This is a genomic window from Pseudomonas sp. TNT2022 ID642 (assembly GCF_028656995.1).
GTDB lineage: Bacteria > Pseudomonadota > Gammaproteobacteria > Pseudomonadales > Pseudomonadaceae > Aquipseudomonas.
This window is the reverse complement of sequence record NZ_JAMDGW010000015.1, coordinates 179803-203502: the sequence shown is the minus strand read 5'-3', so window position 1 is coordinate 203502 and position 23700 is coordinate 179803. Positions and strand designations below refer to the sequence as shown.

The window sequence follows — 23700 nt, the reverse complement described above, 5'->3', positions numbered from 1 at the left end:
GCTTGTAGTTATACTACATGAATTGGCTTTTTGCCTGCTCAATGCGTAACTCCATGTCCCCATATCAGGCGCGATGGGGTGCATGTAGCCCTTAAAACGGTTTTTCCTGTTCGCGCAAAAGCCCGGCCAGACAGCTCGCCTCCACCGGCCGGCTGATCAAATAACCCTGCACTTCATCGCAATGCTCGGCCCGCAAAAATTCCAGCTGTTCTTGCCGCTCGACACCTTCGGCGACCACCTTCAGTGACAGCCCATGGGCCATGGCAATGATCGCGCGAGTGATTGCCGCATCCTCGCTACCCTCACCCAAGCCGCGAATGAACGCCTGATCGATTTTCACGTAATCCACCGGTATGCGCTTGAGGTAACTCAACGACGAGTAACCGGTGCCGAAGTCGTCGATAGCCAGTTTCACCCCCAGATCGCGCAGTTGCTGGAAGGTCGCGATGATGTGTTCGACGCTGTCGAGCAACTGGCTTTCAGTCAATTCCAGCTCGAGGAAGTGCGGCGCCAGACCGGTTTCCTCCAGCACCTGCCGCACCAGACTGACCAGCTTGCCCTGGCGCAGTTGATGCACCGACAGGTTTACCGAAACGCGGATCGGCTCCAGCCCCTGGCGCTGCCATTCGCAGGCCTGCCAGCACGCCTGACGCAGGACGAATTCGCCGATCGGCCCGATCAGACCGGTTTCCTCGGCCAGCCCGATGAAATCCCCCGGCGGTACTCGACCCATGATCGGATGATCCCAACGCACCAGCGCTTCGGCGGCATTCAGCCGTCCCGATTCCAGACACAGCTTGGGCTGATAGAACACCTTCAGCTGTTTTTCCTCGATGGCTTTGCGCAACTGGTTTTCCAGCTGCAAGCGCTCAAGGGTGCTGGCCTGCAGGCTGTCGGTGTAGAACTGGAAGTTGTTGCCGCCCAGGTGTTTGGCGTGTTGCATGGCCATGTTCGACTGGCTGACCAGCGCAGAAATCTCCCGGGCATTGTCCGGCAGCATGCTGATGCCCATGGAAGCGCTGACCACCAGTTCGTGCCCTTCGACGGTCAGCGGTAAACGCAGCTTGGACGACAATCGCGTGGCAACCCGGGCCAGACTCGACAGATTGCCGTAGGCATCGAACAGCACGGCAAACTCATCACCGGACAAACGGGCGATGGTGTCGGCTTCCGGCAAGGCGTTGACCAGCCGGCGCGCCATTTTCTGCAGCAACTGGTCGGCAATCTCATGGCCGAGGCTGTCGTTGAGCAATTTGAAGCGATCCAGATTGATGTGCAGCAACGCCAGACTGCGCCGGCCCTGACGCGAACGCTGATGCGCTTCGTGCAAGCGCTCGCGGAAAAGCGAGCGGTTGGCCAGCCCGGTCAGTTCGTCATACTGGGTCAAGTAGCGCATACGCTCTTCGGATTCACGGCGCGCTGACAGATCGGCGAAGAAGCCCACGATATGGCTCACATCTCCTCGACTATCGCGCACCACATTCAGTTGCAGCCACTGCGGGTAGAGCTCGCCGCTCTTGCGGGTCTCAACCAGTTCACCCTGCCAACTGCCGTGCTGCTCCAGCGCATGGCGGATCGCCACGTAATGGCGCCGGGCATCGCGGCTGCATGGCAGCTCGACGACATTGCGCCCGAGCATGTCGTCGATGTCGTAACCGGTGACGCGGCTGAACGCCTGATTGATCGCGATCAACGCGTAGTTCGGGTCAAGAATGACGATGCCTTCGCTGGCCGCTTCAAACACCGTCGCGGCCAGGCGCTGCTGCTCTTCAAGACGCTTGCTGGCACTGATATCGCGTCGGGTACCGACCATGCGGATCACCTGCCCGCTGTCGCTACGTTCCACAGCACGGCCACGGTCTTCGATCCACACCCAATGGCCATCGCCATGGCGCACGCGGTATTCGATCTGATAGTCCTCGGTACGACCTTTCAAATGCTCGATCAATGCGTGTTTGAGCGACGGCACGTCTTCCGGGTGCAGGCGTGGCTTGAGGTCACGAAGGATCGCCGTAACGTATTCCGGGGCGAGACCGAACAGTTCCTGAATCTGCGTGTGGTGGACTTCGTCGGTTTGCAGGTTCCAGTCCCACAGACCCAGCTCACTGGCCTTCAACGCCAGCGCCAGCCGCGCCTCGCTCTTGCTTAGGGCCTGATTGGCCGCATCCAGTTCGCGGCTGCGCTGGGCAACGCGATCTTCAAGTTCGACCTGAGCTTCGCGCAGTTTTCCTTCGGCGCAACGCCGGTGTTCGATTTCTTTGGCCAACTCCTGATTGAGCTGCTCGCTGCGCGACTGCGTCCGTTGCAGGTGTTCAATCAGATGCTGATTCTGGAAGCGTCGCAGCAAGCCGCGATCGATAAGCCGATTGACCTGCCAAGCCACCACGCTCAACGAGCCAAGCAAGATCAACCCGAGCCAGCCCCAGCCACGCGCCTGCTCATCACCGCCCCAGAACAGATAACCGATCGCTGGCAACAGACACGGCAAAGTAAAAGACAGAAATGCCGGCAGGCTCACCGCATAGGCGACGCTGGCCGACAAGGTCGCGGCGCCGATCAGGCCGAACACCCAGGCCTGTTGCATGAAGTTGTCGGCGGGCACCAGAGCGATGCCGGCGCCGGCCAGGGTCAGGCCGGTCATGGTCGAGCCGAGCAAAAACATCCGCCGCCAGATCGGCTGTGCCTGACGGTCAGGGATTGCCGAATCGAACGCGGCGACCTGAATCACCCGCAACGCCACCAGCGACAACAACCACACCAGCCAGACGCTGACCACGAAGTAGCGCTGCGGGCTCCAAAGCAAACCGGCGCAGACCAGACCATTGATCAACATGAACAGCGTGGGCAACAACGAGCCCTGATACAGCAGACGCGTGCGCTCCACCGCCATTTCGACGGCATAGTGCTTGCGGATAACCCGGGGTTCCACAGAGGGGCCCGACAGTTCGGAGCTGAGGGTCATGGGCAACGTTCTTGTTCTTATAAGGCGGGCGTGCACCCGAAACGTGGACGGAGCATACACAAGCCGATCCCGTTGCCAAACTGCCCCAGATCATAATTTCAGCGAAACTTTTCCGCTCTTTGGCACCGGCCAAACCCTTGGAGCGCGGCGGGCCGATGCTTGTAGCCAGTGACTGACCGGTCGTCATCAGCAGCACTTTCATCGGCTAATGCAAAGCTCGGTTTGCCCGGGCCTGCGCCGCACCCTAGAATGCCCCGATGCGCGATGATCTCTCCCTTCTGCTGAACTCCCTCAACGATGCCCAACGCCAGGCCGTAGCAGCCCCCGTTGGCCGTCAGTTGGTCCTGGCCGGTGCTGGCTCCGGTAAAACCCGAGTGCTGGTGCACCGTATCGCCTGGTTGATCCAGGTCGAAAACGCCTCGCCCCACTCCATTCTGTCGGTGACCTTCACCAACAAGGCCGCTGCCGAGATGCGTCATCGCATCGAGCAGTTGCTGGGGATCAACCCGGCCGGCATGTGGGTCGGCACCTTCCACGGCCTGGCGCACCGCTTGCTGCGGGCGCACTGGCAGGAGGCGGGCCTGAGCCAGACTTTCCAGATTCTCGACAGCGACGACCAGCAACGGCTGGTCAAGCGGGTGATCCGCGAGCTCGGCCTCGACGAGCAGCGCTGGCCGGCGCGTCAGGCGCAGTGGTTCATCAATGGCCAGAAAGACGAGGGTCTGCGCCCGCAACACATTCAGGCCAGCGGCGACTTGTATCTGGCGACCATGCGCGGCATTTACGAAGCCTATGAGGCGGCGTGCCAGCGTGCCGGCGTCATCGACTTCTCCGAACTGCTGCTGCGCGCCCTCGATCTATGGCGCGATCACCCGGGCCTGCTCGCGCACTATCAGAAGCGCTTCCGGCATATTCTGGTGGACGAGTTCCAGGACACCAACGCCGTGCAGTACGCTTGGTTGCGCCTGCTCGGCAAGGGCGGCGACAGCCTGATGGTGGTTGGCGACGACGACCAGTCGATTTACGGCTGGCGTGGCGCGAAGATCGAGAACATTCATCAGTACTCCTCCGACTTCGCGGATTCGGTGACCATTCGTCTGGAGCAGAACTACCGCTCCACCGCCGGCATCCTCAAGGCTGCCAACGCCCTGATCGCCAACAACACCGGGCGCCTCGGCAAAGAACTGTGGACCGACGGCGGCGATGGCGAAGCGATCAATCTGTACGCCGCGTTCAACGAACACGACGAAGCACGCTACGTTGTCGAAACCATCGAAAGCGCGCTGAAAACCGGCTTGGCCCGTAGCGATATCGCGATTCTGTATCGCTCCAACGCCCAATCACGCGTTTTGGAAGAAGCTTTACTGCGCGAACGCATTCCGTATCGCATCTATGGTGGTCAGCGCTTCTTCGAGCGTGCGGAAATCAAGAACGCCATGGCGTACCTGCGCTTGCTCGAAGGTCGCGGCAACGATGCGGCGTTGGAACGAGTGATCAACGTGCCGGCCCGTGGCATCGGCGAGAAAACCGTCGAAGCCATCCGCGATCACGCGCGTCACAGTGATGTGTCGATGTGGGAAGCAATGCGCCAACTGGTCGCCAACAAAGGCCTGACCGGTCGCGCGGCGGGTGCCCTTGGTGCATTTATCGAGCTGATCGAAAACCTCGCGGCCAAGTGCATGGAAATGCCGCTGCACTTGATGACGCAAACCGTCATCGAGCAGTCCGGTCTGATCGCTTATCACGAAGCGGAAAAAGGCGAGAAAGGCCAGGCCCGGGTAGAAAACCTTGAGGAACTGGTCAGCGCCGCACGTAACTTCGAGAACACCGAAGAAGACGAAGAGCTGACGCCACTGGCGGCGTTCCTCGGCCACGCTTCGCTGGAGGCCGGTGACACTCAGGCCGACGAGCACGAAGACAGCATTCAGCTGATGACCCTGCACAGCGCCAAAGGCCTGGAATTCCCTTACGTATTCCTCGTGGGCATGGAAGAAGGCCTGTTCCCGCACAAGATGAGCCTGGAAGAACCCGGACGTCTGGAAGAAGAACGGCGCTTGGCTTACGTCGGCATTACCCGGGCGATGCAGAATCTGGTCATGACCTATGCCGAGACCCGACGCCTGTACGGCAGCGAGACCTACAACAAGGTTTCGCGTTTCGTCCGCGAAGTGCCGAAGGGGCTGATTCAGGAAGTGCGCCTGTCGAACAGCGTCAGCCGACCGTTCGGCGGCAATCAGTCGATGAGCGGCAGCAACCTGTTCAGCGGCAGCGAGATTCCGGAAACGGGTTTCAGCCTGGGTCAGACGGTGCGCCATTCGATCTTTGGCGACGGCGTGATCCTCAACTTCGAAGGTGCCGGTGCGCAGGCGCGGGTGCAGGTGAACTTCAGCGAAGGCAGCAAGTGGCTGATGCTGGGTTACGCGAAGCTGGAAGCGATCTGACGCCGATTTCGCTTTTCTGTGGGAGCGAGCCTGCTCGCGAATGAAATCACCGCGGTTGATCTGATAGACCGTGGTGCAGCTTTCGCGAGCAGGCTCGCTCCCAGGGTTTGGTGTTCTGTCCAACAATCCTGCGGAACCTATCTCCTTTTCCTACAGCCAAAAGTACACGCTCTTATTGCCTCGCGAAGCTGAACGCGACCTGTCAGGCAAAAGCCCGAAACACTCTCTCGCTAGCCAGTAACACTTCAGCTGTGCAACATGGCGCGCGTGTCTCCACAAACGGGAATACCCTTTATGAAACGTTTTCTTAGCATCGCCATGGCGTTGTGCATCGGCCTGACGATGAGCCTCGACGCCAACGCCAAGCGCTTTGGTGGTGGCAAAAGCGCCGGCGCTGCGCCGACGCACCAGACCAGCCAGATGGCTCCTTCTTCTCCAGGTGTCGGCGGCGCAGCAGCGACCGCTGGTGCTGCCGGTGCCGCAGGCGCTGCCGCCAAGGCCGGCGGTGCTTCGAAATGGCTCGGCCCTCTGGCCGGTATCGCCGCCGGTGGCCTGCTCGCTTCCATGTTCATGGGCGGCGGCTTCCAGGGCATGCAGATCTTCGACATCCTGATCATGGCCGTGATCGCGTTCGTGATCTTCCGCTTCATCGCCGCGCGTCGCCGCAAGCAGCAAGAGCAATTCGCTCCGGCCGGTGCGCCGATGCAGCGTGAAGTGTTCGAGCAGAAGCCTGCCGCCATGGGTTCGATCTTCGGTGGTTCGGCTGCACCTGCTGCCGCCCGTCCGGTGATCAACGCGCCGGCCTGGTTCAACGAGCAGAACTTCCTTGAAGCTGCACGCAGCCACTTCCAGTCGCTGCAGCAGCACTGGGACGCCAATGAAATGGACAAGATCGCCGAGTTCGTGACCCCGCAAATGCTCGAGTTCCTCAAGCGTGAGCGCGCAGATCTGGGCGACGCGTTCCAGTCGACCTACATCGACAACCTCCAGGTACAACTGGACGGCGTGGATGACCGTGCCGACAAGACCATCGCCACCCTGACCTTCAGCGGTGTGTCGAAAACCTCGCGCTTCGACCAGGGCGAAGTGTTCAGCGAAAGCTGGAACATGGAACGTCCGCAGGGCGAGAACCAGCCTTGGCTGGTGGCCGGTATCCGCCAGAACGGCTGATCCCTTCCAGGCGTCACTTGCCGTAATAGAAAACCCCAGCCTCGGCTGGGGTTTTCTATTTCGCGGTTGCATCTATAGCGAGCTACTGTATAAACCGGCCCATATAAACCGCGCCATTCAAGCAAGAGGATCCCGGACGTGGAAGAAATCATCGAACAACTGCGTGAAGCCAACGAACCCGTGCCGGTTCCTTTGGAGTTGCCTGACGAAGATCTGCTGGTCGAAATCGAAGAACAACTGTTCATCGACATTCCGTTTGTCTTCAAAGAGTTTCTGCTGACCGTCAGCGATGTGGTTTACGGCAGCCTTGAGCCGGTGACCGTCACCGACCCGCAATCCCACACCTACTTGCCGGATGTTGCCGCCAACGCCTGGGATGTCGGTGTTGATCGCAGCCTGATCCCGATCTGTCAGGACGGCGATGACTACTACTGCGTCGAAGAAGATGGCACGGTGGTGCTGTGGCAGGCCGAAGAAGAGCTGATTGCCGAAGAAACCTGGGAATCGGTATGGCACTGGGCGCGGGACGTCTGGCTGGAAAGCTGATCGGCCAGCCGCCCCGCCAGGTCAATGCCCCGACGACTCTTTATGGTTGTCGAGGGTTTCCAGCAGCGCCACCTGCATCCGCGTGTGCACGCGGATGAACCAGCGCCAAAGCAGCGCCGCTACTGCTGCCGCAACCACGGCGATCAGCACCAGCAACTTGTTGGTCGGCAAAATACTGGCCGACAAGGCTGCCAACAGCAGGAAAATCACCAGCAGCGAGAGAATCGGGATCACTTCGGAGATCACCCGCCGCACTCGCTGCGTGTGACGCCCGGCCATCTCCGGTTTCACCCCCATTTCCGCCAACAGCATCGACAGCGCCTTGAGCTTGCGGTAAGCGGCAATCAGGAACGGCAACGACACCAGCAACGCCCCACCCCAGATCAACGCCTTCTGCCAGCTCGGATCACTGATCCAGTCTTGCAGCCACAGCGAGATGCGTTCGGCGAAATACGCGCCGGCGAAGAAGATCGCGATGACCAGTGCCAGATTGACCCCGACCTGCAGCAAGATCTTGCGAATGATGGAAGCCAGCATCGCGCCCTCGCCTTGCGGCTGGATGCTGCGCAGCCATTCACCGTACATGCCCAACACACGGCCGAGAGGCTTGGGCACCGCCGCAGACAGCTTGATCGACAGCGGATCAGCCGCACGGATCAGATACGGCGTCAACAGCGTGGTAATCACCGACACGGCCACGGCGACCGGGTAAAGGAAGTTACTGGTGACCTGCAAGGTCATGCCCAGCGCGGCGATGATGAAGGAAAATTCGCCAATCTGTGACAGACCCATTCCCACACGCAGCGAGGTGCGTCCGTCATTGCCGGCGATAAACGCCCCGAGGCCACAGGACAACATCTTGCCGAGGACAACGGCCACGGTGATCACCGCAATCGGCCACGCATATTCGAGAAGAATCATCGGGTCGAGCATCAGGCCGATGGCAACGAAGAAGATCGCACTGAACAGGTCGCGAACCGGTTCGATCAGGCGCTCGATCTTCAGCAATTGCCGCGACTCGGCCATGATCGCACCGATCAGGAACGCGCCGAGCACCATGCTGTACTCAAGTTTGACCACCAGCAGGCAGAAGCCGAAACACAGGCCGAGCACAGTGATCAGCAACATCTCGTTGCTCTCGAATTTCGCCACGTAAGCCAGCAAACGCGGCACCAACAGGATGCCGATAACCAGCGCGACGATCATGAACAGCGACAGCTTGCCGACCGTGGAAAACACTTCGCCTGAGCTGACCGTGCCGCTGACGGCGATGCTCGATAGCAGCGCAATGATGCCGATACCAAGGATGTCTTCAACAATCAGCACACCGAAGATCAACTGCGCAAAGCGCTCGTTCTTCATCTTCAGGTCATTGAGCGCCTTGACGATGATGGTGGTCGAAGAGATCGCCAGGATGGCGCCGAGGAACAGCGAATCCATGGTGTTCCAGTCGAACCAGCGGCCAATTTCATAACCGATCCAGATCATCAGAACGATTTCGAGGAACGCCGCAATAAACGCCGTGGCGCCGACCTTGAACAGCTTACGCAGGCTGAACTCCAGGCCGAGGCAGAACATCAGGAAAATCACCCCGAGTTCGGCGAGGGTCTTGATGGTTTCTTCGTCGTGGATCAGGCCGAAAGGCGGCGTGTGCGGGCCGATGATGAAGCCGGCGACGATATAGCCAAGCACCACCGGCTGCTTGAAACGGTGGAACAACACGGTCACCACACCTGCGACCAACATGATCACTGCCAGATCCTGAATAAAACTGATGGCATGCATGGCGTGGGCTCCTTGAATGACGAGGCTCGCCAGCAGACGTCAGAAATGTCTGGGCGAGCGAAGTAAAAATCCGCTTTTCGTGTGGGAATTGCCTTTGTAAGGGGCTTTTGCAGGTTAACACCGCGACTTGCGGCTGGAAGGCGGTGCAATATATGGAAACAGATCGATTCCGGCGTGACGGCGGCGAGTCGCCCGGCGTCCCGATAACGGTGCTTTAGAAAAGCGACCAGGCACCCGCAGAGGTGCTTCCAGTAACCAGCCTTGATCCGTGAGAACGTTATGGAACCCGGAAACGCCCAGCTGTCGATGACGGTACTGATGACCCCCGACATGGCCAACTTCTCTGGCAATGTCCACGGCGGCACCCTGCTCAAATACCTCGACGAAGTGGCCTACGCTTGCGCGAGCCGTTATGCCGGCCGCTACGTGGTGACGCTGTCGGTGGATCAGGTGATTTTTCGCGAGCCGATCCATGTCGGCGAACTGGTGACCTTCCTTGCGTCGGTCAACTACACCGGCAACACCTCGATGGAAGTCGGCATCAAAGTCGTGACCGAAAACATCCGCGAGCGTTCTGTGCGCCACACCAACAGCTGCTTCTTCACCATGGTGGCGGTGGATGACCAGCGCAAGCCGGCAGCGGTGCCGCCGCTGCAACCGCAGAACAGCGAAGACAAGCGTCGCTACATGCAGGCGCAGCAACGCCGGCAGATTCGTCAGGAGCTGGAGAAGCGCTATCAGGAGATCAAGGGCGACGCCTGAGATCAAAAGCAAAAGATCGTAGCCTTCGGCAGCTCCTACAGGGTTTTGCATTCCCATGTAGGAGCTGCCGAAGGCTGCGATCTTTTTGAACGATTAGGCGATTACAGGCTGATCGCCGTCGCCTCGAACTTCACCCGTGGATGCGCAATCCGGTCCTGCGCCCGCACCAGCTGCAACTCATAACTGGCGCACGCCTGAGTCTCCAGCAGCACCTCATGCACTGCCGCAGCAGTGAATTCGAACGCCGCCACCAGGCTATCGCCCAACAGCACCCGCGCCAAAAACAAGCCCGAAGTCAGATCACCCACGCCCACCGGCTGACGCGGAAACGCCAACAGCGGACGGCGCAAATGCCAGCTGCCTTCGGCTGTCACCAGCAACATTTCAAAGCCATCGGCTGGCTTGCCCGGATAATCCAGATGCTTGACCAGCACCGCTTTCGGCCCGCGCGCCAACAGTGCCCGCGCCATCGCCAGGCAATCGAACAGCGACTGCGGCTTGCGCCCGGAGAAGCTGTCCAGCTCCAACTGGTTTGGACACATGATGTCCGCTACGGCCGCCGCCTCTTCCAGGAGAAAATCGCTGACCTCAGTCGGCACGCTGCATCCCTTCTCCGGATGGCCCATCACCGGATCACATAGATAGAGCGCTTTCGGATTGACCGATTTGATGCGCTCGACACCGCTAAGAATCGCCCGGCCCTGCGCCGCGCTGCCGAGGTAACCGGACAGGACTGCGTCGCAGTTGCCCAGCTCGCCAATCGCCGCGATGCCCTCGACCAGCTCGGGAATCTGCTGCGGCGCCAGCACTTCGCCGGCCCACTGGCCGTACTGGGTGTGGTTGGAAAACTGCACAGTGTTCAGCGGCCAGACATTGACCCCGACCCGCTGCATCGGAAAAACCGCGGCGCTGTTGCCGGCGTGGCCGAACACCACATGGGACTGAATGGCGAGCAGATGAGGCGTACGTTTCATTCGGGTCATTCCGTAAAACGATTGAAATTCAAGCCGCGCAGTATGCGACGAAACGCAGCCTGTACGACAGACCGGCGACGCAGTTAAGCTGACGCTATCTTTTGGAGTTCGATGTTGATGCTGACCCTGGAAAACATCTTTGTGCTGATACTGTTCGCCGCTGCCGGCGCTTGGCTATGGCACAACCACGGCTTGCGCGAACGCGCGCTGGAGCGGGTCAAACAGCATTGCCTGAATGTGCGGGTCGAGTTGCTCGACGGCAACGTTGCCCTGAAGAAGATCGGTTTCATCAAGGACGCCAACGGTCGCCGACGACTGGCGCGGGTGTACAACTTCGAGTTCACCGTGACCGGCGAAACCCGCCATAACGGCACCATCACCCAGTTTGGTGCGCACAGTGCACAAATCGAGCTGGCGCCCTACCCGGCACCGTTCGACGACACGCCACCGGTGGTTGAAGTGCACAAGCCGCGCGCCGAAGTCATCGAGCTAAGCCAGTGGCGCCAGGAACACACCAAATGGAAGCCCTGAAGGCCATGTAGGAGCTGCCGAAGACTGCGATCTTTTGATCTTAACCCTCCCGGCACCCCGACAACCCTCTCTGCAGCACCTCAACATCCTGCACATCACTGAAGATCAGCTCGATGCGCGAATCTTTCCGCCATTCACTGGCCTGCCAGCTCAGGTCGGCATTATCCAGGGCATTCGCAGACACCCAGCCATCCGAGCTGTGGATAACCAGTTTCGCTCTCTTGCAATTGAGGCTGGTGAGCCATTCAGCAATGCGTTGCTTGTCGAACGTCTGACTCGGATGCCAACGCCAGCCAATGCTCCAGCCTCCCTCCTGTGCCTGACTCAGACACATCGGCAGCGTCGGATCAGTCCAGACTGCCGGCATTTGTCCCATTCCCTTGGGCACGGCCAGGTGATCCACTCCACTGATCGCTTTCGCAGCCACACCCGGCAGTTCGCTAAGCGGTAATCGCGCCTGTTGCGTCCAGATCAGCCTGACTGGCGGCAACTGGCTAGTGATTTGCGCTCGGGCAGTTTCATCAAGGTTCTCTGCTTTATTCAGCAACAACAAGCCCGCACTGGGCAAAGCTGCCTGTTGCGCTGCCGGCAATGCTCTCCCCGCTTCAAGCGACTGAGCATCCAGCACCAGCACACACGGCTGAACCGCCAGCACGCCCAACCACGGCGCCTCATTCAATTGCTTGAGCAACTGCGCCGGATGCCCCAACCCGGAAGGTTCGATGAACAGCCGATCAGGCTTCGCCTTGCGCAGTAACCGCCCCAGGCCAATCTGAAACGGCGCGCCATTGACACAACACAGGCAGCCACCGGCCACTTCGCCCAGTGCGATACCATCGGCGTCACTCGTCAACAGCGCAGCATCAAGGCCGATCTGGCCGAACTCGTTGATCAGCACCGCCCAACGCTCGCTTTCCGGCCGCTGGGCCATGAGCTGGCGAATCAGGCTGGTCTTGCCGGCGCCCAAAGGGCCAGCAATGACATGGGTAGGAATGTTCTGCAACATGGCCGGGAGCTTTCTTGGGAGATTCAAAGATGCGTTGGATGGGATGGTCGTTGCTGTTGGCGCTGCTGTCGAGCGAAGCGTGGGCTCAGGCCTGTGTCGTGCACAGTCAGGGTGAGCGCCTCGACGTCAAAGTCTGTCAGCAGAACCGCAATATCCCGGAGAAACTGTTCAACGACGGTTTCTGCCAGCCAACGCTGGCCGGGCAAAAAGTCGAAGTGCAATACGTCGATCAGTGCCCGAGCGGTGCGTTTGGCGTGTGCAGCAACGCGCAAGTCGCCAATATGCCTTATCGCCAGGACATCCACTATTACGGCGTGGCCACGGACGCGGCATATCTGAAACCGTATTGCGAAGGCCAGAGCCAGGGTTCGTGGCTCAAGCCTTGAGGCATTAGCCGAGCCAGTCGAGAGTCAGTATCAATCGACGCTCTCCCGCGTCCGGTTGCGGCGAGCGGTGAATCAAACCGAAGCCTTCATTGCCGTGCCATTTCTCGCCTTTCAATAGCGCGACGTCGCCGCTGCTCAGTTGCTCGATTGGCGCTCGAGGTTCGGCATTGGCCTGCCCCAGCTGACTGCGATCCATCGCGCCTTCCTTGAGCCATTGGCTGCCGACGCCGGCGTAGGTGGTGATCAGCCGCACCGGCACGTGATCGACGTGGAAACGTGGGCACATGGCTTTATCGAGCACTCGCAGACGCAGTCCGATTCGCTTGGCTCCCAGCAAACAGGCGAAGGCGCCGACCAGCCATTTCAGGTCGGCAATAAAGCCTTCATAGCCCTCCAGATCGCGGAACCCTGAGGCCAGGCCACTGAGGTCAGGCTCCGCGTCCTCATCCGGCAATTCAAGGCACAACGATTCCGCCAAGGGTTCATTGAGCGACAGCAGCAAGTGGGCGAATTCACTGATGTGCAACGGCAGTTGGCGCGTCCAGACGGCGAGATTGGTGTCGTCGTCCAGAATGCGCGTCAGCGTTTTTGGGGTCGGGCCTTGGTGCTGATGACGCGTGCGGATTTGCATTTGTTTGAGGGCAAGCATCAGGCGGCCTCTTCATGCCAAGGGCCGAACGGATCCGGCAGTGATCGCCAGCCCTCCACGCCAAGGGCCATCTCCTCATCGGTCAGCAGGCACTCATCCAGTTCGGCGGAGAGCTGTAGGAAATCGATGTTCTGACCGATGAACACCAGCTCCTGACGGCAGTCTCCTACGCTCGCCGTCCAGTTTTCCATGATGGCCGCCGTACTTTCCTGATCCTGCGGCCACTGGTTTTTCGGCACAAAACGCCACCAGCGTCCGGCAAAGCCGTGGCGCATCAACCCACCGGCCTGCGACCAGCTGCCGGCATCAGTGGGTTTGCTGGCCAGCCAGAAAAAGCCTTTCGAACGCAGCAGTTTGCCGTTCAGCCATGGACGATCGATAAAGCTGAAAAAGCGTTGTGGGTGAAAGGGCCGACGCGCGCGGTAGGCGGTGGACGCGATGCCGTACTCGTCGGTTTCCGGCACGTGCTCACCGCGCAACTCTTGCAGCCAGCCAGGTGCCTGCGCGGCTCTGTCGAAATCGAAGCGACCGGTATTGAGGATCTTCTCCAGCGGCACCTCGCCCATCACCATCGGGATGATTTCGGCTTGGGCGTTGAGGCGTTTGAGGATCGCGACCAGTTCCTCGCGCTCGCGCTGGCTGATCAGGTCGATCTTGCTGATCACCAGGACGTCGGCGAATTCGATTTGTTCGATCAACAGGTCAGTGATCGATCGCTCGTCTTCCTCACCGAGAATCTCGCCACGGGAGGCGAGGCTTTCGGCCGCCTGATAGTCCGGCAGGAAGTTCACACCGTCGACTACAGTGACCATGGTGTCGAGACGCGCAATGTCGGAGAGGCTTTGGCCCTGCTCATCGCGAAAGGTAAAAGTTTCTGCCACGGGCAATGGTTCGGAAATGCCGGTGGATTCAATCAGCAAATAATCGAAGCGACCGTCACGGGCCAGCCTGCTGACTTCCTCCAGAAGATCTTCGCGTAACGTACAGCAGATACAACCATTGCTCATCTCGACGATTTTTTCTTCTGCGCGATTAAGGCTGACATCGCGTTGGACTTCGCTGCCATCGATGTTGATTTCGCTCATATCGTTAACGATTACAGCGACGCGAAGACCCCTTCGATTACGTAGTACGTAATTCAAAAGTGTACTTTTTCCGGCGCCAAGAAATCCTGAAAGTACGGTAACGGGCAATTCAGCTGACATTGGATAATCCTCATAGAAAGGCAGCCGACTGGCGCTTTTGCTAGCGCTTGGCGTTTTGGTACCTCATACGAGGTAAACGCTTGAAATCGGCCCGCTCAGGCTCAGTTGATATTAATGTTATAGTATAACAACACAAATAAACCAGCCCGCTCTTGTTCTTAGCGATAAACAGCAGGAAGCTGAGCCAGCCTCACACCCGGAATTGGTAATGAAAACTGTATTGAAATGCTGGTTTTTGAGCCTTGGATTGCTGGTTGCTGATAGCGCGTGGGCGCAGCTACCGGCGCTCGCGAGCTGTACACGCAGCGCTAACTTGCTGGCGTGCGTCGATGCCGAGGGCAACGCGTATAGCGTCAACACCGTCGGCAATACGCTTTATCTGCGCGGATTCGAAAAGACTGGTCAGCGTTATTGGGCACAAACCAACAGCCGTTTTGGTCAACTGACGTTCTTCACTGGCATCGCCTCCGACGGGGAAGCCTGGGTCGGCTACACCCGCCGCGTCGGCTGGACGACCATCAATCGCTTCTCCAGCTCGGGCGGGAGTAGCGCGAAATTCACTTGCAGCCGAATTGCTGGCTGCTAGGCCTGCGCTTTGCGTTGCTCCTGCTGCCAGGCGAGATAGCTGTCGATCGGTGGATTTTTCTCGAAGTAACGCTGCAATCCCTCAAACAAACCATCCGCCACGGCCTGCTGATGCCGCGTCGTGACCAGACGCTGACTGTCATGCGCATTGGAAATGAAGCCGGTTTCCACCAGAATTGACGGCACATCGGGCGACTTCAGCACGGCGAATCCGGCCTGTTCCACGCGCTTCTGATGCAGGGTGGTGATGCCGGCCAGACTGCCTAGCACCGTATTGCCCAGTTGCAGGCTGGCGGCGATCGTTGCGTTCATCGACATGTCGAGAATCACCCCGGCGAGCATCGGGTCCTTATCCTTCAGATTGAGCAGACTGGAGGCGCCGAGCAAATCCGCGCCGTTCTCCCGCTGCGCCATGAAACGTGCCGTCGCCGACGTTGCACCACCTTCCGACAGACAATAGACCGACGCGCCTGAAGCCGTCAGACGCGGCGCAGCATCGGCGTGCACCGAGATAAACATGTCGGCCTTGTGCCGTCGGGCGATCTCCACGCGCTTGCGCAAAGGCACGAAGAAGTCGTCATTGCGCACCAGTTTTACGTCGAAGCCTTTCTCTTTTTTCAAACGCTTGGCGAGCAATTGTGCGATGGAAAGCACCACATCCTTTTCTCTTTCACCCTTGGCGCCGACCGCACCGGGATCTTTCCCGCCGTGTCCCGGGTCGACAACAACGATGATGTCGCGCTTCGGGTGAGCGCCAATCCTGGGTGTTTCACGTGGAACCATCGGTGTTGTTGGCGCCGCTTTTGCGCTGACTAAATCCAGAACAAGCCGATGACTCTGGCCATCCTGCGGCGCCAAAAGAAAGCTGCTCAGCAGCACTGGACTGCTCAAATCGAGAACAATCCGCGTGTTTCCCTGACCAAAAGGCCCGGATCGAATCGAACGAATCACCGTGCCACTGAGCACCAACTGACTGAAGTCACCGCTCAGATTCGCACCGACTACATCGACAATCAGCCGTTCCGGAGCGCTGAGCGTGAAGGTTTTGTAGCATACGGGCCCGCTCAAATCGAAGACCAATCGCAGCTTTTCATCCGAACGCCAAAGCCGCGCATTGCGAATTTGCGTAGCCGACGCACTGAAGGGCAAAGCGAAAGCCGCGCAGGCCAGAATCAGATTGAGCACGTGACGTCGACGCATATGAAAACCCGTTCATGAAAAAGACATCGTGATTTGAATTGTTATAATGTAACATCGATTTCAATCAACACGATGGTCCCGTACATGAATTCGCTGACACTCCCGGATATCGCCGCGCAGGCCAACCGACAAGCTTTACCACTCGAATGGGTGGGCATGCACGGCATCGCATTGCCTGTCTTGCTGGAAGGAAAACGACTGAGCGCAAAGGCCGACGCTGGCGTCAGCCTGGATGATGGCGCGGCGCGTGGCATTCACATGTCGCGCCTGTATCTGGCGCTAGAAGTGCTTGAGCGGGAGAACCTTTCTCCTGCCTTGTTGCGGCAGATTCTCGAGGAGTTTTTGCACAGTCACGCGGGTTTATCCAACTGTGGCTTTCTGAATATTCACACTGATTTGTTGCTGAAGAGACCGGCACTGGTCAGTCCGTTAGCGGGCTGGAAATCCTATCCAGCGACTATTTCCGCAAGCCTGAAAAACCAAATGTTCCACGTGGAACTCAAAATCGAAGTGCCCTACTCCTCAACTTGCCCATGTTCAGCTGCGCTGGCGAGGCAGTTGATTCAGCAGCAATTCATCGATGACTTCGCCAACAAGCCGCTTCAACACGCTGACATTCTGGCTTGGCTCGGCTCGACCCAAGGCATCGTCGCCACACCCCACAGCCAACGCAGCACTGCACAACTGCACCTTCACCTGGACGAATTCATTGATGAGTTGCCGTTGAGTACAATCATCAACGACGCCGAGGCTGCGCTCGGGACGGCTGTACAGACCGCCGTAAAACGCGCAGACGAACAAGCCTTCGCACTCGCCAACGGGCAGAACCTGATGTTCTGTGAAGACGCTGCGCGCCGACTGAATCTCGCACTTCGTCGAACCCCCGGCGTCAACCAGTTCCACCTCCGAGTGATCCACGCCGAAAGCCTGCATGCTCACGACGCGGTCGCCGAAAGTAACTGGCAGCGTGAGCAAGCATGATCCGCTGCCAATCCCTGAGTTGGGGCGCACCCGGCAACCCACTGACTGCTCCTCTGACTCTTGAGCTCGACAGTGGCAGCCTGACGGCCATCATTGGTGCAAACGGCTGCGGTAAAAGCAGCCTGCTGAAAGTCATCGCCGGACTACAAAAGCCGTTGGCGGGTAACGTCGCCCTGAGTGTTCCTCGTCAAAGCGGATTGTCCTTCCTCCCTCAACAGCAACATCTCGATCGTCAATTCCCCATCAGCCTCGAAGAGCTGATCGCGGCGGGTTTCTGGGGACGTCGACTCTCAACCCAACTGCGCGCACAACGCTTGAAGGACGCACTGGAAAACTGGCACCTGAGCGGGCTCGAACAGCGTCCACTGATGGCCCTGTCCGGCGGTGAACTGCAACGCGCCCTGCTCGCTCGACTGAGTCTGACCGATGCTGCGGTGTTGATCCTCGACGAACCCCACGCCGCACTGGATGAACTCGGCCAACGGTTGCTCTGGCAACACATCCACGCTTGGCATGGTGAAGGCCGAACGCTGGTTGTGGTGTGCCACGACCTCGCCGCCGTGCGCCAGCACATTCCCAAGACGTTGCTGATCAAAAACCGCGACTGCGTATTCGGCGCGAGTGCGGAACTCATTCAACAAACACCTCACACGCAGGTGGCCTGATGCTCGCCGTCGCCCACCTCTGGCAGCCGTTCAACGAGTTCGTCTTCATGCGCCGCGCCCTGCTTGGCGGTGTGGTATTGGCGTGCAGCACGGCGCCACTCGGCGTATTTTTGATCCTGCGACGGATGAGCCTGATCGGCGATGCAGTCGCCCACGGCATCCTCCCCGGTGCGGCATTGGGTTTCTGGTTCGCCGGCCTGAGTCTCCCCGCTCTCACACTCGGCGGCCTCGGTGCGGGTCTGAGCATGGCCGGTCTCGCCGCCTGGATTACCCGTCGCACCGGTCTGCGCGAAGACGCCAGCCTCGCCGCAATCTACCCAATCTCCCTCGCCAGCGGTGTGCTGATTCTTGGCATCGCCGGCAAACGCCTCGATCTGTTGCACCTGCTGTTCGGCTCGGCATTGGCCGTCGACGGCCCGACTCTCAACGGCATGTTATGGGTTTCGGCATTCAGCCTGATCGCCATGACGCTGATCTACAAACCGCTGTTGCTCGACACCCTCGACCCGCTGTTCCTGAGAACCGTCAGCCGACTTGGCCCCCTCGCCCACGGCGTCTTCCTGACGCTGGTCGTGCTCAATCTGGTCATCGGTTTCCAGGCCATCGGCGCGCTGATGGTGGTCGGGCTGATGATGCTCCCCGCCGCGGCGTCGCGATTCTGGAGCCGACGCCTGCCGATCCTGATAGCCATCGCGGCCGTCATCGGTTGCCTCTCGGTCTGGTTCGGCCTGCTGCTGTCGTTCTATTACTCGTTGCCCAGCGGTCCGGCCATCGTGCTGGTCGCCGGTCTCGGTTATCTGCTGTCCGTGGTGTTCGGACCGGTACACGGTCTGCTGCGCCGCCCGCCCTTGCTCACATCCCAATGAGGTGTTTCCCGATGCGTGCTCTAGTCGTGTTGTTCAGCCTGATGCTGTCGATGTCCTTGTCGGCGGCAGAAAAATTGCCGGTGGTCACCAGCTTCAGCATTCTCGCCGACATGGTTCATCAGGTCGGCGGCGAGCATATCCAGATCACCAACATGGTCGGCCCGGACGCCGACGCACACACCTACGAGCCGACACCGGACGATGCCAAGGCATTGCTCAGCGCCAAACTGATCATCAAGAACGGCCTCGGTTTCGAGCCATGGCTGGACCGACTGGTGACCAGCACCGAGACCAAAGCCACCGTCATCAGTGCCAGCCATGGCGTGATTCCCCGATCACTGGATGAGGACGGCGAAACCGTTCCCGACCCGCACGCCTGGCACAATCTGGCGAATGCCGAGTTGTACGTCGCCAACATCACCAAGGCACTGACCGCTGCCGACCCGGCGAACAAGGCCGACTACGAACGTAACAGCAAAGCCTATCTGAAGCAGATCTACGCCTTGCTCGCCGAAGCCAAAACCAAACTCGGTTCGTTGCCACCGGGCAACCGCAAGATCGTCACCAGTCACGATGCTTTCGGTTATCTCGGCCAGGCGTACGGCATCGACTTCATGGCGCCGCAGGGTTTGTCGACGGAACGCGAGCCATCAGCCGCTGAAGTCGCGGCGCTGATCACTCAGATTCGTCAGGCCAAAGTCAAAGCGGTGTTCATGGAAAACATCAAGGATGCACGCCTGCTCAAACAGATCGCCGACGAAAGCGGTGCGCATATCGGCGGCACGCTCTACTCCGACGCCCTCGCCGCCAACGGCCCGGCCAGCACCTTCACGGGTCTGTTCGAATACAACCTCAACACCCTTTACGACGCACTGAGCCAACCATGATCCGCAAGAACCCTTCAGGTGATTTGCCACAGATTGCCGAGTCGGCCTATGTCGATAAAACCGCAATCATCTGCGGCAAGGTGGTGATTGGTGAGAACGTTTTTGTCGGACCCTACGCGGTGATCCGCGCCGATGAAGTGGACGCGTCTGGAGAGATGGAGCCAATCACCATCGGCGCCAACTCGAACATTCAGGATGGCGTGGTGATCCACTCCAAATCCGGCGCGGCAGTCACCATCGGCGAGTTCAGTTCCATCGCCCACCGCTCGATCGTGCATGGCCCCTGCGCGGTTGGCGACCGCGTGTTCATCGGTTTCAACAGCGTGTTGTTCAACTGCGTTGTCGGCAATGGTTGTGTCGTGCGGCACAACTCGGTGGTCGATGGTCGGGATCTGCCGGACGCCTTTTACGTACCCTCCACCACTCGCATCGGCCCGAACACCGACCTCTCATTGTTCCCACCGGTGAGTGTCAGCGCCTCGGAGTTTTCCGAAGACGTGGCACGCACCAATGTCGATCTGGTGCGCGGCTACAAAGCCTTGCAGAACGAGTTCTGAATCATGAGCAGCGTGCTGATTCGCAACGCAAGACTGGTCAATGAAGGGCGCGAGTTCGACGGCGATCTGTTGGTCAGCAACGGACGCATCGTCAAGATTGCGCGCAGTATCGAAGGCGAAAACGCCACGGTGGAAATCGACGCGAACGGTCAATGGCTGCTTCCCGGAATGATTGATGACCAGGTGCATTTCCGTGAACCAGGTGCGCCAGCCAAGGGCAGCCTTCACACCGAGTCGCGTGCGGCGGTTGCCGGTGGCATCACCAGCTTCATGGACATGCCCAACACCAACCCGGCCACCCTTACCCTCGAAGCGCTGGCGGATAAAAAGCGTCGGGCGGCGATCAACTCGGTGGCCAATTACGGCTTTCACTTTGGCGTGAGCCGGGACAACCTCGACACGGTAGCCGCGCTCAATCCCTGTGAAGTGGCCGGGGTGAAAGTGTTTATGGGCGCCTCGACCGGCAACATGCTGGTCGATGATCCGCAGATCCTTGAGCGACTGTTCGCCGAGGTGCCGACCATCCTGCTGGCGCATTGTGAACACACGCCGAGCATCGACGCCAACGCAGCCAACCTGCGTGAGGTGTACGACGGACGAATCCCGCCCTATGCTCACCCGCTCATCCGCAACGCCGAGTCGTGTTATCGATCCTCTTCACTGGCGGTTGAGTTGGCCAAACGCCACGGTACAAGGCTGCACGTTCTGCACCTGACCACGGCGCGTGAACTGGCGTTGTTCGAAGATAAACCACTGGCGCAGAAACGCATTACCGCTGAAGTCTGTCTGCATCATTTGTTGTTCGATGATCGCGACTACCCAAGCCTCGGCAACCTGATCAAATGCAATCCGGCGATCAAGACCCAGGCGGATCGCGATGCGTTGCGCGCGGCCCTGAGCAGCAATCTACTGGACGTGATTGGCAGTGACCATGCACCGCATACCTGGGAAGAAAAGCAGCGAGCTTATGCGCAGGCGCCTTCTGGATTACCGCTGGTACAGCACGCGTTGCCGGCACTGATGGAGTTGGTTGCGGACGATGTATTGCCAATCACCACGTTGGTAGCGAAGACCAGCCACAGAGTCGCGGATCTGTTTGCGATTCCCGATCGTGGGTATTTACGTGAAGGCTACTGGGCGGATCTGGTGTTGGTTGAACGGCAACCACTGGAGGTCGATCGGCAACCCATTCTGTCGCAGTGCGGATGGACGCCGTTTGCCGGACGCAGCTTTCGGCATCGGGTGAGTACGACGATTGTCTCGGGGCAGATTGCCTGGCGGGAGGGACGGGTGAACGAGGGGTGTCGGGGGTTGGCGCTACGATTTATGCGTTGATTCAAAAACCCTGTAGGAGCTGACGAGTGAAACGAGGCTGCGATCTTTTGATCTTGTTTTTGACAATCAAGATCAAAAGATCGCAGCGTGCCGCAGCTCCTACAGGGATCGCATTAAGCGCGGGGTTTCACAGCGCCGCAATCCTGGCCGAGCCAAACCGCACGGGTCTCCAGACTACCCTTCTGGTTGATCCCGATCGCGTTGAACGTACCGTTGGCCACAGTCGTGAACTCGCGATCACTGAGGAACGTCGCCACACCGGTGCCCTGCGCTTTCGGGCAACTGAAACGGAATTTCCATTGGTTGCCGCTGCGCTCGGTGATCTGCTGTTTGCAGCCTGATTGCGGATCGGCCAGCGGAATATCGTTGGTCGCCACTTGCTGCGGCGTCAGACACGCGCGAATACCCTTGCCGCCGATATTGATGCCGTTTTTTTCCAGTGCCGCACGCTGTTGCGGGGTCATCTGGCCTTGCAGTTGGCCGAGGATCGATTGCACATCCATTGGCTGATCATCGACCTTGACGTTGCTCGATGTCATTTCCCACAGCCCCGGCTGCAGCATCTGCGCCTGCGCAACCACCGGCAATGCCAAACCCAGGCCCAGCGCCAAACCCAGCAGACGAACGTTCATCGAAAAACTCCTGATCAGTAGTGGCCGTTAGACGTCGGCCGATTGCTTCGGTTCATGCACCAATTAAATAGCGACATTCGCGACGGAACATGGTCTGTTAAGCATTGAATCTTCCGGAGCAAGGCTGCCCCATGGATTATTTTGGACCGCACATTTTCGGTTATCTGATCGCCCTGATACACACCCTTGGCTTGATCGCCGCCATCCATGCGGTGCTCACCGTGCGCACGGCTCAAGGCTCGATCGCCTGGGCATTGTCGCTGATCTTCATTCCCTACCTCACGCTTATTCCGTACCTGGTGTTCGGCCGCAGCACCTTTGATGGTTACATCAAGGCGCGGCGCCAGGCGAATGAACAGATGCGTCAGGCCATCTCCGAATTGAACTGGCGCCCGTGGGTAGAAGAGGCACTGACTGCGCGCGCCTCGAATGCCTACGCCTCGTTACGCGCAATGCCCAAGCTCGGCCGCATGCCGTGCCTGGCGAACAATCAAGTGCAACTGTTGATAAACGGAGCGGCCACCTTCGACGCGATCTTCCAGGCCATCGATCAAGCCAAAGAAGCGGTGCTGATCCAGTTTTTCATCATTCACGATGATCGGCTCGGCCAGCGCTTGCGTGATTTGCTACTGAAGAAGGCTGCTGAAGGCGTGTCTATTCACCTGCTCTACGACGGCATCGGCAGCCACGCCCTGCCCCACAGTTATGTGCAGGCATTGCGCGATGGCGGCGTCGAGGTCAAAGCATTCGCCACACGCAGCGGCTGGCTCAATCGCTTTCAGGTCAACTTCCGTAACCACCGCAAGATCGTCGTGGTCGATGGCGTCGTCGGATTTGTCGGCGGGCACAACGTGGGCGATGAATACATGGGTGAAAAACCACCGTTGGCACCTTGGCGCGATACCCATGTGAAGGTACGTGGCCCGGTCGTCGCGTGTATGCAGGAATCCTTCGCCGAAGACTGGTTCTGGGCCGCGCGCACCCTGCCGCCACTGATCCTGCCCGATGAATACCCGGATGACGGCGTGCTCTGCCAATTGCTCGCAAGCGGCCCGGCGGATGCGTACGAAACCTGCTCGCTGTTTTTTGTCGAAGCGATCCACGCAGCGACGGAGCGGGTATGGATCACCAGCCCGTATTTCATTCCCGACGAGGCCGTGTTTGCCGCATTGCGTCTGGCCGTGTTGCGTGGAGTGGATGTGCGTTTACTGCTGCCGTCGCGTCCAGATCACCGCATCGTTTACGCCGCTTCCAGCCTTTACGCATTTGAAGCCGTGCGCGCTGGTGTGCGGGTTTTCCGCTACGAACCGGGATTCCTGCATCAGAAAGTGGTGTTGATCGACAGCGAGATCAGCGCCATCGGCAGCGCCAATCTGGACAACCGTTCATTTCGGCTGAATTTCGAAGTGATGCTGCTGACCGTCGACAGTGACTTCGCCGCCAGTGTGGAAAGCATGCTCGAAGAAGATTTCGAACAAGCCTACGAAATCGCCAAAGAAGAAAGCCGGGAGATCCACCGCCTGCAACAGGTCGGTATGCGAATCGCCCGGCTGATTTCGCCGATTCTGTAAAAAC

The 23700-nt window shown here is 59.1% G+C and carries 22 protein-coding genes; 14 read left to right on the top strand and 8 right to left on the bottom strand.

Annotation, left to right across the window (positions count from 1 at the left end; translation table 11 throughout):
- Window positions 1–91 precede the first annotated feature (91 nt).
- Window positions 92–2962, bottom strand: a complete 2871-nt coding sequence (locus tag M5G26_RS16075) for a putative bifunctional diguanylate cyclase/phosphodiesterase (RefSeq protein WP_273915933.1) — start codon at window positions 2960–2962, stop codon at window positions 92–94.
- A 257-nt stretch (window positions 2963–3219) separates the two neighbouring features.
- Between M5G26_RS16075 and uvrD the strand changes: the two genes are divergently transcribed.
- The 3 genes from uvrD (at window position 3220) to M5G26_RS16060 (ending at window position 7119) form a co-directional block, all read left to right on the top strand.
- Window positions 3220–5403, top strand: coding sequence for a DNA helicase II (uvrD, locus tag M5G26_RS16070; protein ID WP_134176461.1), 2184 nt, complete (start codon window positions 3220–3222; stop codon window positions 5401–5403).
- A 294-nt stretch (window positions 5404–5697) separates the two neighbouring features.
- Entirely contained in the window at window positions 5698–6573 is an 876-nt protein-coding gene (locus M5G26_RS16065; protein WP_038359440.1) for a Tim44 domain-containing protein, read from the top strand.
- A 138-nt stretch (window positions 6574–6711) separates the two neighbouring features.
- Window positions 6712–7119 carry an SMI1/KNR4 family protein gene (locus M5G26_RS16060; protein ID WP_038359443.1) on the top strand — a complete coding sequence of 136 codons (408 nt, stop codon included), beginning with the start codon at window positions 6712–6714 and terminating at the stop codon, window positions 7117–7119.
- Window positions 7120–7140: 21 nt separating this feature from the next.
- Here the strand turns inward: M5G26_RS16060 and M5G26_RS16055 are convergent, their stop codons facing one another.
- Complete coding sequence (locus tag M5G26_RS16055) at window positions 7141–8904, bottom strand: cation:proton antiporter (RefSeq protein WP_007912064.1); 1764 nt, start codon at window positions 8902–8904, stop codon at window positions 7141–7143.
- 279 nt (window positions 8905–9183) lie between these two features.
- Here M5G26_RS16055 and M5G26_RS16050 point away from each other — a divergent pair, with 279 nt between their 5' ends.
- Complete coding sequence (locus M5G26_RS16050) at window positions 9184–9666, top strand: acyl-CoA thioesterase (protein WP_003229693.1); 483 nt, start codon at window positions 9184–9186, stop codon at window positions 9664–9666.
- 101 nt (window positions 9667–9767) lie between these two features.
- Here M5G26_RS16050 and pdxY read toward each other — a convergent pair whose 3' ends face one another.
- Window positions 9768–10640 (bottom strand): pyridoxal kinase PdxY, encoded by an 873-nt coding sequence (pdxY, locus tag M5G26_RS16045; RefSeq protein ID WP_007912061.1) that lies wholly within the window; start codon window positions 10638–10640, stop codon window positions 9768–9770.
- Between the two features lie 117 nt (window positions 10641–10757).
- On the opposite strand from pdxY, the gene M5G26_RS16040 reads away from it, so the two are divergent.
- Window positions 10758–11171 carry a DUF3301 domain-containing protein gene (locus M5G26_RS16040; RefSeq protein WP_026000521.1) on the top strand — a complete coding sequence of 138 codons (414 nt, stop codon included), beginning with the start codon at window positions 10758–10760 and terminating at the stop codon, window positions 11169–11171.
- A gap of 40 nt (window positions 11172–11211) precedes the next feature.
- Here the strand turns inward: M5G26_RS16040 and M5G26_RS16035 are convergent, their stop codons facing one another.
- Complete coding sequence (locus tag M5G26_RS16035; protein ID WP_273915932.1) at window positions 11212–12177, bottom strand: CobW family GTP-binding protein; 966 nt, start codon at window positions 12175–12177, stop codon at window positions 11212–11214.
- A 29-nt stretch (window positions 12178–12206) separates the two neighbouring features.
- On the opposite strand from M5G26_RS16035, the gene M5G26_RS16030 reads away from it, so the two are divergent.
- On the top strand, window positions 12207–12563 hold the full coding sequence (locus tag M5G26_RS16030) for an NADH:ubiquinone oxidoreductase (RefSeq protein WP_122596787.1): 357 nt from the start codon (window positions 12207–12209) through the stop codon (window positions 12561–12563).
- A 4-nt stretch (window positions 12564–12567) separates the two neighbouring features.
- Here the strand turns inward: M5G26_RS16030 and M5G26_RS16025 are convergent, their stop codons facing one another.
- Both M5G26_RS16025 and zigA read right to left on the bottom strand, forming a co-directional pair.
- Window positions 12568–13212 carry a DUF1826 domain-containing protein gene (locus M5G26_RS16025; protein ID WP_273915931.1) on the bottom strand — a complete coding sequence of 215 codons (645 nt, stop codon included), beginning with the start codon at window positions 13210–13212 and terminating at the stop codon, window positions 12568–12570.
- Entirely contained in the window at window positions 13212–14417 is a 1206-nt protein-coding gene (gene zigA, locus M5G26_RS16020) for a zinc metallochaperone GTPase ZigA (RefSeq protein ID WP_273915930.1), read from the bottom strand. The genes M5G26_RS16025 and zigA overlap by 1 nt, the downstream gene beginning before the upstream one ends.
- A 208-nt stretch (window positions 14418–14625) precedes the next feature.
- Between zigA and M5G26_RS16015 the strand changes: the two genes are divergently transcribed.
- The gene (locus M5G26_RS16015; RefSeq protein ID WP_134176467.1) at window positions 14626–15003 is read left to right on the top strand and encodes a glutamine synthetase; all 378 of its coding nucleotides are present in this window, start codon (window positions 14626–14628) and stop codon (window positions 15001–15003) included.
- Here the strand turns inward: M5G26_RS16015 and M5G26_RS16010 are convergent.
- Window positions 15000–16202, bottom strand: coding sequence for an N-acetylmuramoyl-L-alanine amidase (locus M5G26_RS16010; protein ID WP_273915929.1), 1203 nt, complete (start codon window positions 16200–16202; stop codon window positions 15000–15002). The genes M5G26_RS16015 and M5G26_RS16010 overlap by 4 nt on opposite strands.
- An 84-nt stretch (window positions 16203–16286) precedes the next feature.
- Between M5G26_RS16010 and folE2 the strand changes: the two genes are divergently transcribed.
- From folE2 to M5G26_RS15980, 6 genes are read left to right on the top strand one after another with little or no spacing between them, the layout of a single operon-like run.
- Entirely contained in the window at window positions 16287–17183 is an 897-nt protein-coding gene (folE2, locus tag M5G26_RS16005; protein ID WP_273915928.1) for a GTP cyclohydrolase FolE2, read from the top strand.
- Window positions 17180–17848 (top strand): metal ABC transporter ATP-binding protein, encoded by a 669-nt coding sequence (locus tag M5G26_RS16000; protein WP_273915927.1) that lies wholly within the window; start codon window positions 17180–17182, stop codon window positions 17846–17848. The genes folE2 and M5G26_RS16000 overlap by 4 nt, the downstream gene beginning before the upstream one ends.
- Window positions 17848–18714: a metal ABC transporter permease gene (locus tag M5G26_RS15995; protein ID WP_273915926.1), complete on the top strand. Its 867-nt coding sequence runs from the start codon at window positions 17848–17850 to the stop codon at window positions 18712–18714. The genes M5G26_RS16000 and M5G26_RS15995 overlap by 1 nt, the downstream gene beginning before the upstream one ends.
- An 11-nt stretch (window positions 18715–18725) precedes the next feature.
- Complete coding sequence (locus M5G26_RS15990) at window positions 18726–19601, top strand: metal ABC transporter substrate-binding protein (RefSeq protein WP_273915925.1); 876 nt, start codon at window positions 18726–18728, stop codon at window positions 19599–19601.
- A complete protein-coding gene (locus tag M5G26_RS15985) occupies window positions 19598–20158 on the top strand; it encodes a gamma carbonic anhydrase family protein (protein ID WP_273915924.1) in 561 nt (186 codons plus the stop codon). Before M5G26_RS15990 ends, M5G26_RS15985 begins: the two co-directional genes overlap by 4 nt.
- Before the next feature lie 3 nt (window positions 20159–20161).
- Window positions 20162–21493, top strand: coding sequence for a dihydroorotase (locus tag M5G26_RS15980; RefSeq protein ID WP_273915923.1), 1332 nt, complete (start codon window positions 20162–20164; stop codon window positions 21491–21493).
- A gap of 113 nt (window positions 21494–21606) precedes the next feature.
- On the opposite strand, the gene M5G26_RS15975 is transcribed toward M5G26_RS15980, so the two are convergent.
- Window positions 21607–22125 (bottom strand): DUF3617 domain-containing protein, encoded by a 519-nt coding sequence (locus M5G26_RS15975; protein ID WP_095119725.1) that lies wholly within the window; start codon window positions 22123–22125, stop codon window positions 21607–21609.
- Window positions 22126–22256: 131 nt separating this feature from the next.
- Between M5G26_RS15975 and cls the strand changes: the two genes are divergently transcribed.
- Window positions 22257–23696, top strand: a complete 1440-nt coding sequence (cls, locus tag M5G26_RS15970) for a cardiolipin synthase (RefSeq protein WP_273915922.1) — start codon at window positions 22257–22259, stop codon at window positions 23694–23696.
- The last annotated feature ends 4 nt before the right edge of the window (window positions 23697–23700 follow it).